The 15,978-nt window shown below is 64.6% G+C and carries 15 protein-coding genes and 1 tRNA gene; 5 read left to right on the plus strand and 11 right to left on the minus strand.

Annotated elements, in window-relative coordinates; translation table 11 throughout:
- Positions 1 to 25: 25 nt before the first annotated feature.
- From art_RS14365 to art_RS14375, 3 genes are all read right to left on the minus strand, one after another.
- Positions 26 to 379 (minus strand): sterol carrier family protein, encoded by a 354-nt coding sequence (locus art_RS14365; RefSeq protein WP_038465840.1) that lies wholly within the window; start codon positions 377 to 379, stop codon positions 26 to 28.
- Positions 376 to 1,383: an asparaginase gene (locus art_RS14370; RefSeq protein WP_038465843.1), complete on the minus strand. Its 1,008-nt coding sequence runs from the start codon at positions 1,381 to 1,383 to the stop codon at positions 376 to 378. The genes art_RS14365 and art_RS14370 overlap by 4 nt, the downstream gene beginning before the upstream one ends.
- 81 nt (positions 1,384 to 1,464) lie before the next feature.
- Positions 1,465 to 2,424, minus strand: a complete 960-nt coding sequence (locus tag art_RS14375; protein ID WP_038465846.1) for a proline dehydrogenase family protein — start codon at positions 2,422 to 2,424, stop codon at positions 1,465 to 1,467.
- A gap of 152 nt (positions 2,425 to 2,576) precedes the next feature.
- Between art_RS14375 and purD the strand changes: the two genes are divergently transcribed.
- The gene (gene purD, locus art_RS14380) at positions 2,577 to 3,869 is read left to right on the plus strand and encodes a phosphoribosylamine--glycine ligase (RefSeq protein ID WP_038465847.1); all 1,293 of its coding nucleotides are present in this window, start codon (positions 2,577 to 2,579) and stop codon (positions 3,867 to 3,869) included.
- A gap of 11 nt (positions 3,870 to 3,880) precedes the next feature.
- Positions 3,881 to 4,849, plus strand: a complete 969-nt coding sequence (locus art_RS14385) for a phosphoribosylaminoimidazolesuccinocarboxamide synthase (protein WP_038465850.1) — start codon at positions 3,881 to 3,883, stop codon at positions 4,847 to 4,849.
- Between the two features lie 166 nt (positions 4,850 to 5,015).
- On the opposite strand, the gene art_RS14390 is transcribed toward art_RS14385, so the two are convergent.
- The 7 genes from art_RS14390 to art_RS14420 form a co-directional block, all read right to left on the minus strand.
- Positions 5,016 to 6,242, minus strand: a complete 1,227-nt coding sequence (locus tag art_RS14390) for a helix-turn-helix transcriptional regulator (protein WP_052136583.1) — start codon at positions 6,240 to 6,242, stop codon at positions 5,016 to 5,018.
- A 117-nt stretch (positions 6,243 to 6,359) separates the two neighbouring features.
- Complete coding sequence (locus art_RS14395) at positions 6,360 to 8,333, minus strand: DUF6541 family protein (RefSeq protein ID WP_038465852.1); 1,974 nt, start codon at positions 8,331 to 8,333, stop codon at positions 6,360 to 6,362.
- 31 nt (positions 8,334 to 8,364) lie between these two features.
- Entirely contained in the window at positions 8,365 to 8,718 is a 354-nt protein-coding gene (locus art_RS14400; protein WP_038465855.1) for a zinc ribbon domain-containing protein YjdM, read from the minus strand.
- Between the two features lie 323 nt (positions 8,719 to 9,041).
- Positions 9,042 to 9,118: transfer RNA gene (locus tag art_RS14405), tRNA-Pro, on the minus strand.
- 113 nt (positions 9,119 to 9,231) lie between these two features.
- Positions 9,232 to 9,849 (minus strand): META domain-containing protein, encoded by a 618-nt coding sequence (locus art_RS14410; protein ID WP_157875277.1) that lies wholly within the window; start codon positions 9,847 to 9,849, stop codon positions 9,232 to 9,234.
- Between the two features lie 38 nt (positions 9,850 to 9,887).
- Positions 9,888 to 10,841, minus strand: coding sequence for a metallophosphoesterase (locus art_RS14415; RefSeq protein WP_038465860.1), 954 nt, complete (start codon positions 10,839 to 10,841; stop codon positions 9,888 to 9,890).
- Positions 10,842 to 10,852: 11 nt separating this feature from the next.
- Positions 10,853 to 13,072: a transglycosylase domain-containing protein gene (locus art_RS14420; protein WP_052136584.1), complete on the minus strand. Its 2,220-nt coding sequence runs from the start codon at positions 13,070 to 13,072 to the stop codon at positions 10,853 to 10,855.
- Between the two features lie 36 nt (positions 13,073 to 13,108).
- Here art_RS14420 and art_RS22605 point away from each other — a divergent pair, with 36 nt between their 5' ends.
- Genes art_RS22605 through art_RS14430 form a run of 3 tightly spaced genes read left to right on the plus strand, consistent with a single transcriptional unit; the run spans position 13,109 to position 14,665 of the window.
- On the plus strand, positions 13,109 to 13,264 hold the full coding sequence (locus tag art_RS22605) for a hypothetical protein (protein ID WP_170120892.1): 156 nt from the start codon (positions 13,109 to 13,111) through the stop codon (positions 13,262 to 13,264).
- Between the two features lie 2 nt (positions 13,265 to 13,266).
- Positions 13,267 to 13,752, plus strand: coding sequence for a RidA family protein (locus art_RS14425; protein WP_038465863.1), 486 nt, complete (start codon positions 13,267 to 13,269; stop codon positions 13,750 to 13,752).
- Between the two features lie 28 nt (positions 13,753 to 13,780).
- Positions 13,781 to 14,665, plus strand: a complete 885-nt coding sequence (locus art_RS14430; protein WP_157875441.1) for an NUDIX hydrolase — start codon at positions 13,781 to 13,783, stop codon at positions 14,663 to 14,665.
- Between the two features lie 50 nt (positions 14,666 to 14,715).
- Here art_RS14430 and art_RS14435 read toward each other — a convergent pair whose 3' ends face one another.
- On the minus strand, positions 14,716 to 15,945 hold the full coding sequence (locus art_RS14435) for a glycosyltransferase (protein WP_082000316.1): 1,230 nt from the start codon (positions 15,943 to 15,945) through the stop codon (positions 14,716 to 14,718).
- Between the last annotated feature and the right edge of the window lie 33 nt (positions 15,946 to 15,978).

Raw genomic sequence — 15,978 nt, forward strand, 5'->3', positions numbered from 1 at the left:
CCCCCTGCCAGCCCGCGAAATTTCGCTAAAACGGTAGTTCGCCCGAGAGGTCCGCGCGCAATCCCGAGGCCGCCACCAGGCCGCGTTCGACGGCGTCACCCCAGGCAGTCTGTCCGCTCACCAGCGCCAGCCAGGTTCCGGCGTCGCACTCCACCACATTGGGCGGCGTGCCGCGGGTGTGGCGGGGACCGGCGATGCACTGGGTGACCCCGAACGGCGGCACGCGCACCTCCACCGAATTCCCGGGTGCGCGCGCGGCCAGCTCCTCCAGAGAGTAGCGCACAGCCATGGCGGTGACGGGGCGGGTCCGCTCCCCGGCACCCCAGGCAGCCAGGGCGGCACTGCCCTCCTCCGGATTGATGCGGCGGCGGGCGCTCATGAGTCCAACAGGGCGCTCACGGCGCGGCCAAGGCGCAGGCTGCCCGCGCGGTGAGTGCCGCCCATGACCGGGGGCACGACCTTGCTGAGCACCTCGGCCACGGCGGGCACATCGAGTGCCCCGGCGGCGGCGAGCAGCGTCAGCCCCACCAGGGTTGCGGCGCGGCCGTTGCCGTCGAGGATCTTCACGGCAACGCTGGCACCGGTGGGGGTGGCCATGACCAGCACGCCCTCGGCTCCCATCTTGGCCAGGACCCCGAGCTCGTCCATGACCACAGTGTTGGGCAAGCCGCGCCCCTCAACAGCCCACGGGTAGTCGAGCATGGAGGTGGCGATCGTGGCCGCGCGGGCATTGGCGTTCCTGTCCGACGGTGCCTTGGCCAAGGTGGTGAAGGCGCGGGCCAGCCCGGTCAGCGAGACCGCCATGACGGGCGCCCCGCAGCCATCAACGCCGGTGTGCGCCACGGATTCGCCCGTGTATTCCTCAACCACTGTCCGCACGGCACGCTGCATGGGGTGATTGGGCTCGAGGTAGCCGCTCTTGTCCCACCCGTTTTCAACGCACGCCCACAAGAAGGCCGCATGCTTGCCGGAGCAGTTCATGGCGAGCTTGGATTCGCCGCGTTCGGTGCGGACCAGCCAGGCCCGGGCGGTGGCGTCACGGGGCCAGGCTGCGGGGCAGCCAAGATGCTCCTCCGTGAGGCCCGCCGCCTTCAGCATTCCCTGCACGACATCCATGTGGTCGAGGGAGCCTGTGTGGCTGCCTGCCGCGACAGCCACCTGGGCTCCGCGCAACGGCACGCCGGATTGCATGGCGGCCAGGGCCTGAAACGGCTTCGTGGCCGAGCGGGGATAAATCGGGGCCGTAATGTCGCCGAGTGAGGTGACCACCGAGCCGTCGCCGGCCACCACCACGGCCGAACCAATGTGCACCGACTCAACAAATCCGCTGCGTTCCAGGACGGCGAGTTCAACGGCGTCATGCGCCCGGAAAGTATGGATCATGGTGTCATACTAGCGACTTTAGGGCCCCGGCACTGGCGAACCGGTACGGGCGGTCATCCCAACGACCGGCTGTTCCGGCGGTCAGGCGTTAACCCCGGTGTTCAGGTCAGCCAGGGCTGTAATGGCACGCTCCGGATGTTCAGCGATTCGATTCAGGACGTAGAGCCACCACTCGGGTCCAAACACCACATATTCGCGGGTCGTGTAACCCTCGGCATGGAGCGAATCAAGCAGTTCCGTGCCCAGGCCCTGAAGCATTTCAAATTCGACAAGGCCGCCGTGCAGCTCCTCGCCCAGACGGGATTTGAGTGAGGCAAGCAGTCCCGCGTCATGGGTTGCCAAGTTCACCCGGTGCCCGGACTGCACCAGCCGTTCGGCCATGGACTGGTAGTTTTCCGATAGTTCCTTACTGTCCCGTGCGTGCGCCGTCGTGCTGCTCTCCAAGAAGGCACCCTTGACGAGCCGCACCGGGCCGGGGCGCAGCATGACGCGCTCAAGGTCCTGGGCAGAGCGGTGCAGTCTGGCCTGGACGGTGATCCCCGACTCCGGGAAGGCTTCGGAGATCTGTTCGTAGAGGTCCAAGACAAGATCGGTGCGCTCCGAGCCTTCGGCGGAGATCATGATGTAGCTGCCAGCCTCGCGTGCTGCGCCAGCGATCGCCAACGCGTTGGCCAGACCCAGCTCGGGCGAAACCACGGATCCCACGTGGGAGAGGTCAAAGGACACGGTGGATTGCTCGCCGCGTCGCTTAAGCTCCCCTGCCAGGGAAAGGAAAATACGTGCCTCAGAGTTGGCGACGTCGGCGGAACGGACAGATTCACCTGCGCACTCGATGCTCGTCAAATGTCCGCGGCCCGCATTGGCGGCAATGAGAGCCAAAGCCTCCTCCGCGGTTTCTCCGGCCGTATACCGGCGTGCAATCCTGCCAGCTGCCTGGGCAAGGACTGGATCGGCCATGACGTGACGCTTGAGATCCTCATCCAAGGCCCAGGCACGGAGCGTGTCGGCGGCAAGTGGGGCAGCGTGCGGGGCAATAATCATGTCCCAATAATAATCGGAACTTGTTGGCGCATCCTCGAGCTTTTGCAACCGCCGCCATGGTGCCTGCAGGAGCGTAGGACGACGGCACAACCCAAGAGAAAACGAAAACGTCACTTGGCAGCCCCGGCACTGAAGCCAAGTACCCTAGAGGGGTGAAGGTTTTAGTCATTGGCCCCGGAGGCCGCGAACACGCCATTGTCCGCTCGTTGCTCAGCGACCCCAACGTCAGTGAAGTTCATGCTGCTCCCGGCAACGCCGGCATCGCCGCCATTGTGCCGGTCCATGAGCTCAACGCCAGCGATCCCGCCGCCGTCGCGGCCTTGGCGCTGAAGTTGGAAAGCGACCTCGTGGTCGTGGGGCCCGAGGCCCCGCTGGCGGCCGGCGTCGCCGACGCCGTGCGCGAGGCCGGGATCCCCGTCTTCGGCCCCAGCAAGGAAGCCGCCCAGCTGGAAGCATCCAAGGCATTTGCCAAGACCGTCATGGCCGAGGCCCAGGTCCCCACCGCCATGGCCAAGGTTGCCGTCAACGCCGCCGAGGCGGCTGACGCACTCGACACCTTTGGCGCCCCCTACGTCGTCAAGGACGACGGCCTGGCTGCCGGCAAGGGCGTTGTCGTCACGAACGACCGCGACGAAGCCCTGACCCACGCCCAGTCCTGCTTCGACGTTGGCGGCACCGTTGTCATCGAGGAATTCCTTGACGGCCCCGAGGTCTCCCTCTTCGTCCTGGCAGACGGGCGCACAGTTGTCCCGCTGGCCCCGGCACAGGACTTCAAACGCATTTTCGACGGCGACGAAGGCCCCAACACCGGCGGCATGGGCGCGTACTCACCGCTGGAATGGGCCCCTGCCGGCCTGGTCCAGGAAGTCATTGACCGCGTGGCCCAGCCCACCATCGACGCCATGGCACACCGCGGCACCCCCTTCACCGGCGTCCTGTACTGCGGCCTGGCGCTGACCAGCCGCGGCACCCGCGTCATCGAATTCAACGCACGCTTCGGCGACCCCGAGACGCAGGCCGTGCTGGCCCGCCTGAAAACCCCCCTGGGCGGCGTGCTCATGGCCGCAGCCAAGGGGCAGCTGGACGACATCGACGAGCTGCGCTGGGCACCTGAGACGGCAGTCGCCGTCGTGCTTGCCAGCGAAAACTACCCTGACACGCCGCGCACGGGCGACCGGATCCGTGGGGTGAAGAAGGCCAACAGGCTCGACGGCGTGCACGTCCTGCATGCGGGCACCAGCGCCGACGCGGACGGCAACACCGTCAGCGCCGGCGGCCGGGTGCTCGCCGTGGTCGGCTTGGGTGCGGACTTGGAAGACGCCCGAGAGAAGGCCTATGCCGGCATTGAGCAGATCTCCCTGGAGGGCGGCCAGTACCGCACGGACATTGCGGCGAAGGCTGCACGCGGTGAAATTTCCGTGACAAACACCGCCGCACAGGACTAAGGACCTTACTGATGACTTCCGGAATTCCCGCTGCCCCCGTCCTGCCCGGCTGGACCCATGTCTACTCGGGCAAGGTGCGCGATCTGTACGTCCCCAGCCCCTCCCAGAGCTCGCAAGTCCCCGCCGCACTCGGGGCTGTAGGCCCGGACGTGAACGGCCCGTTTGCCGGCCGCGACGACGTGGTCTTGGTGGTTGCCAGCGACCGCATCAGCGCCTTTGACCACGTCCTGGCCACGGAGATCCCCGACAAGGGACGCATCCTGACCGGCCTGAGCCTGTGGTGGTTTGAGCAGTTGAACGTTCCCAACCACCTCGTGGCAACCACTGTCGAAGACGGGGTGCCTGCTGCCGTTGCCGGCCGCGCCATGGTCTGCAAAAAGCTTGAAATGTTCCCCATCGAGTGCATTTCCCGCGGCTACCTCACTGGCTCCGGCCTGCTGGAATACCGTGCCTCTCAAACTGTGTGCAGCCTGCCGCTGCCCGCCGGTTTGAAGGACGGTTCGCGGCTCGAGGAAGCCATCTTCACGCCGTCGGCCAAGGCTGAGGTGGGCGAGCATGACGAAAACATCAGCTACGGGCAAATGGTGGACACGGTTGGTGCCGGCGCTGCCGCTGCACTGCGCACACTGACCCTGGAGATCTACTCCCGCGCCGAGGAGATTGCCCGCGAACGCGGCATTATCCTGGCGGACACCAAGGTGGAATTCGGCACCGACCCGGCCAACGGCGTCATCACGCTCGGCGACGAGGTGCTGACCCCTGACTCCTCACGCTTCTGGGACGCAGCGCTGTGGGCGCCCGGCCAGGCACAGCCCAGCTTCGACAAGCAGTACGTGCGCGACTGGCTGGCCAGCCCCGCTTCCGGCTGGGATCGCGCCTCCGACACCCCGCCGCCGGCGCTGCCGGCCGACGTCGTGGAGCGCACCCGGGCCCGTTACGTCGAGGCCTACGAGCGCCTGACAGGCGCCACCTTCGTCTAACCCCCGCGCCCTAAAATCTGACCCGTAGAAATCCCCACCGGCTCACTATGCTCGTCCCTCGATGGGGGCCCTCGCGGGCGTGGTTCCCTGGCCGAGGTACGAGGTTAAGGTGCCGGTGGGGAGGGTTAGTTCTTAAACCCTGGAGACCCTGGGGAGCGTTAGCTGTTTAAAGCGGGGCGAGGTGGTCTGCGGCCACGGCGGCACGGTCGAGGGCACCGGCCTGCGTGAACCTGTCATGGGCGCGCTGGTAGGCGGCTCGTGCCTCGGGCAACCGCCCGGAATCACGCAAGGTGTCGCCCAGGAGCAACGCAGTGTCGCCGGCGATGTGGGGTGCCAGCTGGTCCTGATCCCGTTCAATCGCGGACAACAGCTCCAAAGCTTGTGTAAGTTCGCCGTTGAGGTAGTGCCAGCGTGCCCGCAGCATCGACACTTCCAGGACTTCCGCCGAGGTGGCTCCCACCACCGAGTGTGCAAGTTCGCTCCGTTCGATGGCCTGCAGCGTGGCAGGTTCCACCACGCCCGCGGCGAGCCGCACCCACGCCGTGGCCTTGTTGAACTGGGCCCACCGTGACAGGTCTGCCGTGGGGGAGAGCAGCCGGGCCGCCTTGGAGTGGTGTTCCAGGCCGGTGCGGGTGTCGTTCCGGAGGAACGCCACATTGCCCACGACCCAGTGAATCTCGCCCGCCACCTGGGATGGAGTGTCGGAGGTGATGGATTCGGCAAGGGTCAGGGTGTGGGCCCACGCCTCGTTCAGCCGCCCGGCCTCGGTCAGGGCACCAACCAGGGTTTGCAGCGCCATGAGGTAGGCGCTGAATTCTTCGGCACTGTCCCCGGAACCAATTTCCACGGCCAGGGTTGCATGCGTAATTGACTCCGTCAGGGAGCCCTGGGCCAGCATGGCAGCCGCCATCACCTGATGCGCGCGCAGGGACAGCGCATCGCTGCCAGCGGTCAATGGATCGGCCAGCAGTGTCTTCAGGATCGTGACGGCACTTTCGTGTTCACCGTTGCGCAGGAGCGAGTTGGCGGCCAAGAATGTCATGTTCCACCAGCTCACGGAGTCCTTGCCGGCACTGGCAAGCTCCGCCGCGGACAGGGCGCTGGCCGCGGCGCCCGAATAGTCACGTGTATCCCAGCTCTGGCGTGCGCACAGCGAAAGCCGCAGGCCGTCACTGGTTTCGGGGGAGGCAGGTTCGGGCCGCCCGGCGATGGGCGGCGGTGCCAAATGCAATTGCAGGGCCAGTTGTCCGATGATCTCGGTGGTGGGTTCCCGGTGCGCGTTTTCCAGGAGCGAAATGTAGCTGGCCGAGTACAACTCACCGCCCAGTTCGCCCTGGCTCAGATTCCGTGACAAACGCTCTTGTTTGAGCCGTTCACCAAAACTGCTGCCCACGTACCTGCTCCTTGTTTAGCGCCAGTTCCCATGAAGTTGCCGCCACGGTTGGGAGATTATTCCCTAGCTAAAACCTAACAGAAATAGACTCCGGGCATCATGTCTTTATCCTTAAAGTCATGAGGTGAGCGCCGATCCGTCGCACGTCGTGAGCTTGAACAGCCTGGCGTGGCCTTCACTCGCCACCAACGTAAAGGCGTCGGAGTCAGGCGCGAGGGTCACTCCGGGGTACAGCGAGCGTGGGTTATCGAACGCCGGAATGTAGTTTGTGCCGAAGTCCAACAGGAACGTCACGCCCTGTCTTTTAGCCGCCGCGCAGACGTCCGCATCACTACCGACCCTGTTGAGCCAAAAGCGCAGCGTGTACAAATCCGGGCTCAGGTCCCCCTGCGAACTGTACGGAAACAGCATGGTCCGCCCCGCCAGCGCCATAGCCAGCGCCGACCCGTTGTAGGGATTGTTCGCGATCACATCGTGTTCGGTGGTGTAGTCCCCGAGCCGGTGGATCAGTGCCAGCTCCTGCGCGTCAACTTGCGCCAGCCCGTCGGGTTTGGCGGGCACGTTGTACATGATCCCCACCTGCCCCTTCATCTGCCACAGCCCCGGATTGCTCAGGACAAGTACGACGACGAGCCCCACCGCCGCGGCCGGCCTCCCCTGGCGCTGTGCCAGGGTGGGCAGGCGGTGGCTGAGCCAGTCAACGAAGCCCACCATCCCCAACGCCGCCAGCGGCACCGCGAGGAGGGGCATGAGGGCGGCAATGCGCTCCGGGTTGTCCCACCAGGGCGCCATCAGGATGTTGGCCGGACCAAAGTCCGTGCCGGCAGTCATGGGGTACGTGAATGCCAGCAGGAGCAGGGCGGCCGGGAGCCAGCGCAGCCCTGCGAGGCGCCGGCCGGCCAGCGCGCCCGCCACCCCCAGCAAGGTCAAGGCGACCGCCGGGAACCAGATGGGTGCCGGAGCGTGCGTGAAGTTGCGCAGCAGTGCCAAGGGGAACGGCATGAACGCCAGGCTGGCGTAGTTGAACAGGCTGCGGATCTGCGGCAGCGACAGCAGTGCCCCGGCAGTCGCCGCGAGCACCAGGGCCAGGAGGGCCAGCCGACTCCAGCCGTGACGCCGGCTGCGGAAAAACCCTGTCCGCAGCCACGCAAACAGCAAGTACGCCAGCAGCGGTGTCAGCACCAGCAAGATGCTGAACACCCCGTTGGGTTGCGCCGTGATGGCCCCTGGCAGGAAGAGTGCCACCACGGCCAGCGCCTGGGCCGGCTCGAGTCCTGTGTGGACGGCTGGGCGCAGGATCAGCAGGACCAGGCCGATTCCAACCGGTACCAGCGCGTTGGACAGTGAGTTGGGATAGGCGGACCCGTATTGCAGCAGGAGCCACGGGAATGCAGGGAAGGCGGCGGACAGGATTCCCGCACACACCAGCAGCAGTCGGCGCCCGCCAAACAGCACCCGGGTCAGGAACATGATGCTCAGCGGCCAGACGATGCCGGCCACGGCCAGCCACATGATGTTGGTGGCCGCGGGAATGCTTACACCCGTGACAATGGCCAGCAGGCTGGCCAAGCCGTGCCAGGCGCCCGGATAAAACGCGGCCTTGCCGGAGGGCAGGATGAAGCCGGAGATGGCAAAGGAAGAACCGTTGGACGTTTCAACCGCATACTCCGTGGCGTTCAGGTGGAACACCGAATCGTAGCCCTGCGTGAATTGTTCGGGAGTTGCGGCAACCAAGGTGAGCAACGCCGTCGTAATTGCCAAGGAGACCAGCGCACCAACGGCGACCGGACCAATGCCGGACCAGCCGGGGTTCTCGGGAACGGTCCTCAGTGCGGGGATGAAGCGCTGGGCCAGCCACGCCCCTGCGGCCGCGATGGCCGTGCCCAAAAGCAGCACGGGGAGGTGCCAGGGCAGGCCGATCAAGGGGGCGACGATGGCGCTGGCGGCGACGACCGAGACGGAGACGGCTGGTGCCAGGAAAACGACCATCAGCCCGCGCACCCGCAGCGCCGTGAGCACTGCGGCGCCGGGCAGGGCCAGGATCAGCAGTGCCGCGGCAAATGCCGGCAGTGCCTCAAACCACGAGCTCACCCAATCAATCCCGTCCAGAATTTCCGGCCGATCAGAGCTTCTTGACGATGCTGGACTTGAGCTTCATGGGGCCAAAGCCGTCAACCTTGGCCTCGATGTCGTGCCCGTTGACGGGGGTGATCAGGCGGATGTTGCGCACCTTCGTGCCGATTTTCAGGTCCTGCGGGCTGCCCTTGACCTTCATGGTCTTGACGATGCTCACTGAGTCGCCGTCGGCGAGGACGTTGCCAACGGCGTCCTTGACCGCGGTTTCCATTTCGGCTGACTCATCGGCGGCCTCGGACGGGGACCATTCGTGGGCGCATTCGGGGCACACGAGCAATTCACCCATCTCGTAGGTGTATTCGCAGGCGCAAACGGGGCACGGGGCAAGTGTGTCACTCATGCCCTCCATCCTAGCCGCAGGCTCTGACGTACGACGGCCGGAGGCGGGCTCGGGCGGCGAAGGTCACTTCGACCCGGGCCATGTCGGTGCTTGCGCCGAAATCGTGCGCCGACAATGGGCCGGACCCGCTGTTCCTGCAGTCGCGTTCGGCGAAAATGGGCCGGACCCGTGAGAAGGGCGCAACTTTGACGGCGTTTGGCGAGTTGGGTTCATCTTCGGCGACAAGGGGCGGCGGGGGCTCGTCTCAACCTGCGCGCTGGCGGTTGGGGAAACAAAAAACCGCCCCAACGCCGGATGCTTCCAGCGTTTGAGCGGTTCTTGCTTGGTCGGGGTGACAGGATTTGAACCTGCGGCCTCGTCGTCCCGAACGACGCGCGCTACCAAGCTGCGCCACACCCCGATCCGCCACTTTTTCCTTGACCAGTGAAGGTCCGAAAAAGCAACCTCTCAAGAATAGCGGACAGGTGCCGGGAACACGAAATCGTGGCGTGAGGGCCGATTTGTGCCGTGGCTTTAGACAACAGGAATCTTGAAGGTCACGGTGCCGTGGTCATTGCCCAGGACCAGCGAGTCAGGATTCAGGGTGTAGTTCAGCGGGGCGGAGAAGAACGTGGCGACCCATTTTTCGTAGTCGCTTTGCGGGCTCTGGCACGCCATCATGGTCATGGCCATATTAGGATCCACGACAAACTGGGTATCCGTGACCTGAACCGAGCTCATGAGCGTGTTGCAGGGTGTCTTGGAGGAGAACGCCACGTTGCCGTCACGAACCATTGTCACCAGGGTGAAGGGATCCGTGCCCAGCCACGTAATCTCGCCGGTGGCGTCAGTGCCGCTGACCGAGGTGAGATTCAGGCACTCAAAGTCCTGCACCGAGGCAGGGATGCCGGTCCCCGCGGGGACGCAATCATCGTCCGACGCCGGTGGGGGATCCTCCGACGGCGCAGCAGCCGGGGCTTCCTGTGGAGCCGACGGTTCCGGAGCGTTCTGGGTTGCAGAAGTGGGCTCCGTTGTCTGTGACGCAGAGGATGCCGGAGGGTTCTCGTCGGGGCTTCCGGACGGGGTGGTGCTGCAGGCACTGGCCAGCAAGAGGGCCATCAGTGCACCCAATAGAACCAAAGATTTTTTCACGGCAAGTTCCCCTTTGCTCGATGACGAGTGCGTGGCGGCTACGGTTTAGCCGTCAACGTCAAGATAACAGCTTCCGGCCGGCAGGCGAAGCGGAAGGGGGCCGTGCGGGAGGTGCCGATGCCCGCGGAGACGTTGACCGGCGTCGTGCGTCCCTTGGCCTGCCAATCATTCAGGCCCTTGGCACGCCAGGTGGGCAGGTCGCAATTGCTGACAAGCGCACCGTAACCGGGCAGGCAGACCTGGCCGCCGTGGGTGTGGCCGGCCAGAATCAGGTCCGCACCGTCGGCGGTGAAGTGGTCCAAAACGCGCTGGTACGGGGCATGGGCCACGGCGATCTTCACGTGCGGGGCCGAGTCCTGCCCGACCGCACCGCGCGGCCAGCCGGCATAGCGCTCACGGTTCAGATGGGGATCGTCAACGCCGCTGAAGTCGAAACGGATGCCCTTGAGCGGGATGGACTGGGCACGGTTGGTCAGGTTGACCCAGCCGCCTGCGCCGAAGCCTGCGTGCAGGGCCTCGGTGTCCAGCTCGACGGGACGGCGCTTGATGTCACCGGCTGGCACCTTGGATGGCCCGGTGAAGTAGGTGAAGGGGTTCTTGAACGTCGGGGCGAAGTAGTCGTTGGACCCGGGGACAAACACGCCGGGGAAGTCCATGAGCGGCCCCAGCGCATCAAGGAGCGGGGCTATGGCCTTGGGGTGGCTGAGGTTGTCGCCGGTGTTGACCACAAGATCCGGAGCCAGGGCGGCAAGTCCGCGCAGCCAGTCGGTCTTTTTGTGCTGTCCAAGGGAGAGGTGGATGTCCGAGAGGTGCAGCACCGTGAAGGGGGCCGAACCGGATGGCAGGATCGCGAGGGACTCCTCCCGCAGGGCAAACCAGTGGCGTTCAATGAAGGCGCCGTAGGCCACCGCACCTGCTCCGGCGGCAACGGCGAGCCCCGCCGCCGCACCCAGTTGGGCGATGCGGGACGGGGCGGCGTGTTGTTGTTGCATGAGGGTGATGCCTAGTCCTTCTTCTCGGGCTCGGCAGGCTTGTCGTCCTTCTTGTCGCCCTTCTTGTCTTCCTTCGCCGGCTTCGGCGGGATCACCACAGGCGGGTTGATCATGTAGTCCGGCGGGCCGTCAAAGTAGCCCACGTCGAAGTAGCCGGCGATCTGGTTCATGTAACCCTGCCAGGCCTTGCCGGCGTAGGTGGCGCCGTCAACATAATCCAGGCGCTGGTTGGCGATCAGCTTGCCGTTGTTGGATGCGTTCTTTTCCTCCGGGCTGCCCAACCAGGAAGCAGTTGCCAGGCCACGCGTGTAGCCAACGGTCCACGTGTGCTGGGAATCATTGGTGGTACCGGTCTTGGCAGCGGCCGGGTACTGCAGCGGCACCTGGTAGCCGGAGCCGCGCTGCAGCACGTCCTGCAGCACCGAGTTCACACCGGCAGCAACCTCAGGAGTCACCGTCTGGTTGCAATTGGCGCCGGGGACCGGGAATTGGTCGCCCTTGGCATTGGTGATCGAGACCAGGGCGATGGGATCGCAGTGCATCCCGCCTGCCGCGAACGTGGCAAAAGCTGAGGCCATGATGAGCGGGGAAACTTCCCCGGAACCCAGCAGCGAACTGACATTATCCACGTTGTAGGGCTGGTTCGGGTCCCCGCCCAGGTGGATGCCGGTTGCGGACATCATCTTCTGGATGTTGCACATGTCCAGCTTGGCCGCCGAGGCGATGGTTGCGGTATTCAGGGAGTCGTACAGGCCCTGGCGCGCCGTAAAGTTGCCGTAGTTGATGTCGCCGGCGTTCTGGAGGTCCGTTGAGCCCGGGTAATTGTTGTCATAAATACCCGTGGTCACGCCGCAGCTGTTGTTCCACTGGAACCCGGCAGGATACTTGCGCACCGACGCGTTGACGACGTCATTGATCTTGTGCCCGGAGTTCAGCCATTCGGCAAAGGTGAAGGGCTTGATAGTCGAGCCCACGTCAAAGCCGCCGGCACCGCCGAGGGAGTTTCCGTTGGCATCGAAGCGGTCAACGTTGAAGTTGTAGTCCGTGGCGAACTGGCCCTCGGGGGCTTCCAACTTCGTGTTCTGGGCCATGGCAAGGATCTTGCCGGTGTGTGGCTCGACGGTGGAGATGGCCTGGCCAACCTTGTCGGGGTTGTTGTCCATGGGCGTGAAGTTGGCGAACTGTGCCTGGGCTGCATCCTGCAGGCCGGCGTCCAGTGTGGTGGTGATGGTCAGGCCGCCCTGCTCCAGCAACTTGCGGCGTGCCTCAGGGGTGTCACCAAAGTTGGGGTCGTTTACGAACAGGTTTGTGACGTATTCGCAGAAGTACTCGGCGCGTGTGGCGGCCGTGCAGCCCAGCTTGTTGGGGTGGATGTTGAGTCCGATGTCGGCTGCGACGGCTTCCTTGTGCGCCGTGGCGTCGATCATGCCCTGATCGAGCATGTGGTCAAGGACCAGGTTGCGGCGCGCCAGCGCATTTTCCGGGTTCGCCACCGGATCGTAGACGGTGGGGCTGTTGACAACGCCGGCCAGCAGGGCAGACTGCGGCAGGTTCAAGTCGTTTGCATGGGCGCCAAAGTAGAAGTTGGCGGCGGCTTCAATGCCGTAGTTGCCGTTGGCGTACAGCACCCAGTTCAGGTAGCCCTGCAGGATCTCGTCCTTGGAGTACTTCTTCTCCATGGCGATCGCGAGCTTGATCTCACGCACCTTTTCACCGACACCCTTGTCACTGCCGAGCTTGATCTTTTCCTGCTCTCCATTGGCAGCGTACGTCTGGATGATGACGTTGTTGACGTACTGCTGGGTCAACGTGGAGGCGCCCTGGCGCCCGCCGCCCTGGGCCATCGATGTCACCGCACGCATCAATCCGCGGGTGTCGATGCCGCCGTGCTCGTAGTAGCGGGAGTCCTCCACCGCAACAATGGCGTCCTGCATGAACTGGGAGATATTGTCCAGCGGCACTTCCGTGCGGTTCTGGTTATAGAACGTGGCAATGACGGAGCCGTCGGAGGCCAGGATCTTGGAGGACAGGGCGGGTGTGCCAACTGTCATCTCATCCGGGAGGTCGTCAAAGAAGGTGAGGGACGACGTCGTCGTGCCTGCTGCGAGGGCCACGGCCGGAACCATCAGACCTGCCACAAGGACGCCGCAAATGGTGCTGATGCCGAGGAAGGCAACCAATTTGCCCAGAGTGGTGGCGGTATCGAAAATGGGGTGTTTTTTTGCTGCCATTTTTCCAGTTTACCGGTAGGGGCTACGCTTTGACGTATGACCAAATGGGAGTACTCTACAATTCCGCTGATTATCCACAACACGAAGGCGATCCTCGACAGCTGGGGCGATGAAGGTTGGGAACTGGTTCAGGTTGTACCCGGACCTGACGGACGGGGCCTTGTTGCCTACCTGAAGCGGGAGAAGGCGTAAGGATGACTACCGCGCCAAATCAAGGAACTTCACGCATCGAGGCCCGCCTCGCCGAGCTTGGCCTGAGCCTTCCGGCCGTGGCTGCGCCGGTGGCCGCCTACGTGCCGGCCGTCATCTCGGGCAACCATGTTTACACCTCCGGACAGCTGCCTTTTATTGACGGCAAACTCACAGCCACGGGCAAGGTTGGCGCCGAGGTTTCCGCTGAGGACGCAAAGTCCCTGGCCGCAACCTCCGCAATCAACGCCATTGCCGCGCTGAAAAGCGTCATCGGCGACCTGGACCGCGTCACGCGGATCGTCAAGGTTGTGGGCTTCGTGGCCTCCGATCCCTCGTTCACCGGACAGCCGGGCGTCATCAACGGCGCATCCGAGCTCCTGGGTGAAGTATTTGGTGAGGCAGGCGTCCACGCCCGCTCCGCCGTCGGAGTTGCCGTTTTGCCGTTGGATTCACCCGTTGAGGTTGAGTTGGTTGCAGAATTCCAGTAGCAGTCCCGCAGGGACGCGCCGTTTCCCGCTGAACGCTGATCAGCGGGAAGCAGCGCAGGCCTGGCTGGAGTTTGGCGAGCGAACGCCGAGCAAGCCGCGGCCGGCATCGTCGGTGGTGCTGTTGAAGGACAGCTCCTCCGGCCTGCAAACTTTTTTGACATACCGCCCGGGCGAGTCGCCGCTGGGCACCGTGGCGTTTCCCGGTGGCACCATTGAGGCAGCGGACGACGACGTCACCGACTGGGTGGGCCCCTCACCGACCCTCTGGGCCAAGAGCCTGGGCACTGCGGACATTGGCCTGGCCAAGCGGCATGTGGTGGCCGCCATCCGCGAATTGTTTGAAGAGACCGGCATCTTGTTGGCCGGCGCCGATGCGTCCTCCCTCGTTGAAAACATCACGGGGCCCGAATGGATGCGCGGGCGTGAGTCAATCGCCACGCAGGAGTCCACGTTTGCGCAGCTGCTGGAGCGATATGGGCTGGCCCTGCGCACCGATTTGCTCAAGCCGCTGAACCATTGGACCAGCCCCGACTTTGCGCACAGGCGCTTTGACACCCGGTATTTTGCTGCCGCCAGACCCGTGAACCAGGAAGCATCACTGCTTTCCAGCAAGGGTGTGTGGGGGCGTTGGGCCAGTGCCTTCGATATTTTGGCGCAGCGCAACACCCCCGCCCTGGGCGATGAGATCGGCCAGCCGGACACCTCCGGGCTGGCGCTGGGCGAACTGGTGGTGCCCGGGGTGGAGATCATCTTGGAGAAGATTGCGGCCGCCCGTGGTTGCATCGCGTACCTGAACCACAAGCGCCCCATCAACGAATACCAGCCGAAGCTGGTGGTGGGCGACGACGGAGAATTTAACCTTGAGGTGCCCACCGCGCCATCCTCAGAAGGTGCGGCCTGCCGGGAGCGCTAACCTCCCGCACGCAGACGCTCGCCTTTCGGGGCGTTTCGACCGACCCTCCGTCAGCGGACGCTTCTTGTCGCCAGTGCCTGACGGTACGTTTCCACGAGTTCCTCGGCGTGGGTACAGAAAGCAGCCCGGGCAGTGCCTGCCGCCACAGCCCGGCTCATGGCTTCGATCCGGTCCGAGTCCGTGGCGAGAGATTCCAGGACGGCTGCGATCCGGCCTGGCTGAGGGGAATCGGCCACGATGAAGCCGCCGTCAGGCAGCCCCTCGGCCAGATCCGGATCGCAGAGAACCACCGGAAGTCCAGAGGCCATGGCCTCAAGGATCACCATGGGCTGGTTGTCAAAGTCATGGGACGAGGAAACAAACACATGGTGCCGTCCCATGGCCTCGAGGACGTCGCGTTGCGGCACTCCGCCGTGCATCGTAATCCGGTGCTCCACACCCAGCCTGCGGATCAGGCGGCGCACCCGGGTGCCGGCCACGCCGTCGCCATAAATGCTGGCAACCACCGTCTCGCCGGCAGCGGCGACTGCACGGACAAACACTTCCGGACGCTTTTCCGGCGACACCCGCCCGCACCACATGACCTGGAGGGGCTCGTCCGGAGACTTGCTGCGAAGTTGCGGGGCGCCCACCAGCTCCAGAACGGAGTCTTCCAGGCCGTTGGACACCACATGCACCGGCGGCACGACACCCTGGTGGAGGAACTTCTTGGCAAGATGCTCGGAGGGCACAATCACGGCGTCGGCGGCATTGGCCTGGTTGAGCATCAGGCGCCACATCCGCCGGGCCACCGCCGTGCGCATATAGGGGGATTCCGGATGCGCAGGGAGGCTGGTGTGCGGCAGGTGGTGCCGGTGGAGTGCAGCCAGCAACGCGGTGGTTAGTTGGGGCAGTGGGAGCACCTTGGCCGTGTACACATCAATCCGGCCGTGCATGCTTTGGACGAGCGGCAGGCCAAGCTCCTGCGCTGCCTTGATGCCGGCAAGGGCGGCGAAGACTTCGGAGTGCACATGCACCACGTCGACTTTTCGGGCTGCCAGCTCTTCCTTGAGCAAGGCAGTTGCGTCGCGGGGCGGCCAGGTGAAGGGGAATCCGTCGGGTCGGAACACCTTGGAAATGGGCAGTGCCACGACGCCGGCAGCTTCGGAATCATGGCGGAGTGGGCAAAAGACGGTGACCTGGTGTCCCAGCTGTTCCAGGGACTCCTTTGCCGCCTTGATGGCTGTCTGCACTCCGCCAAGGGTGGGCAGGTAGTAGTCGGTGACCATGGCAATATGCATATTTTAACTATAGGGAAGTCCCCGGCAGCGGTG

The sequence above is a fragment of the Arthrobacter sp. PAMC 25486 genome (genome assembly GCF_000785535.1).
In the GTDB taxonomy this organism is placed as follows: domain Bacteria; phylum Actinomycetota; class Actinomycetes; order Actinomycetales; family Micrococcaceae; genus Specibacter.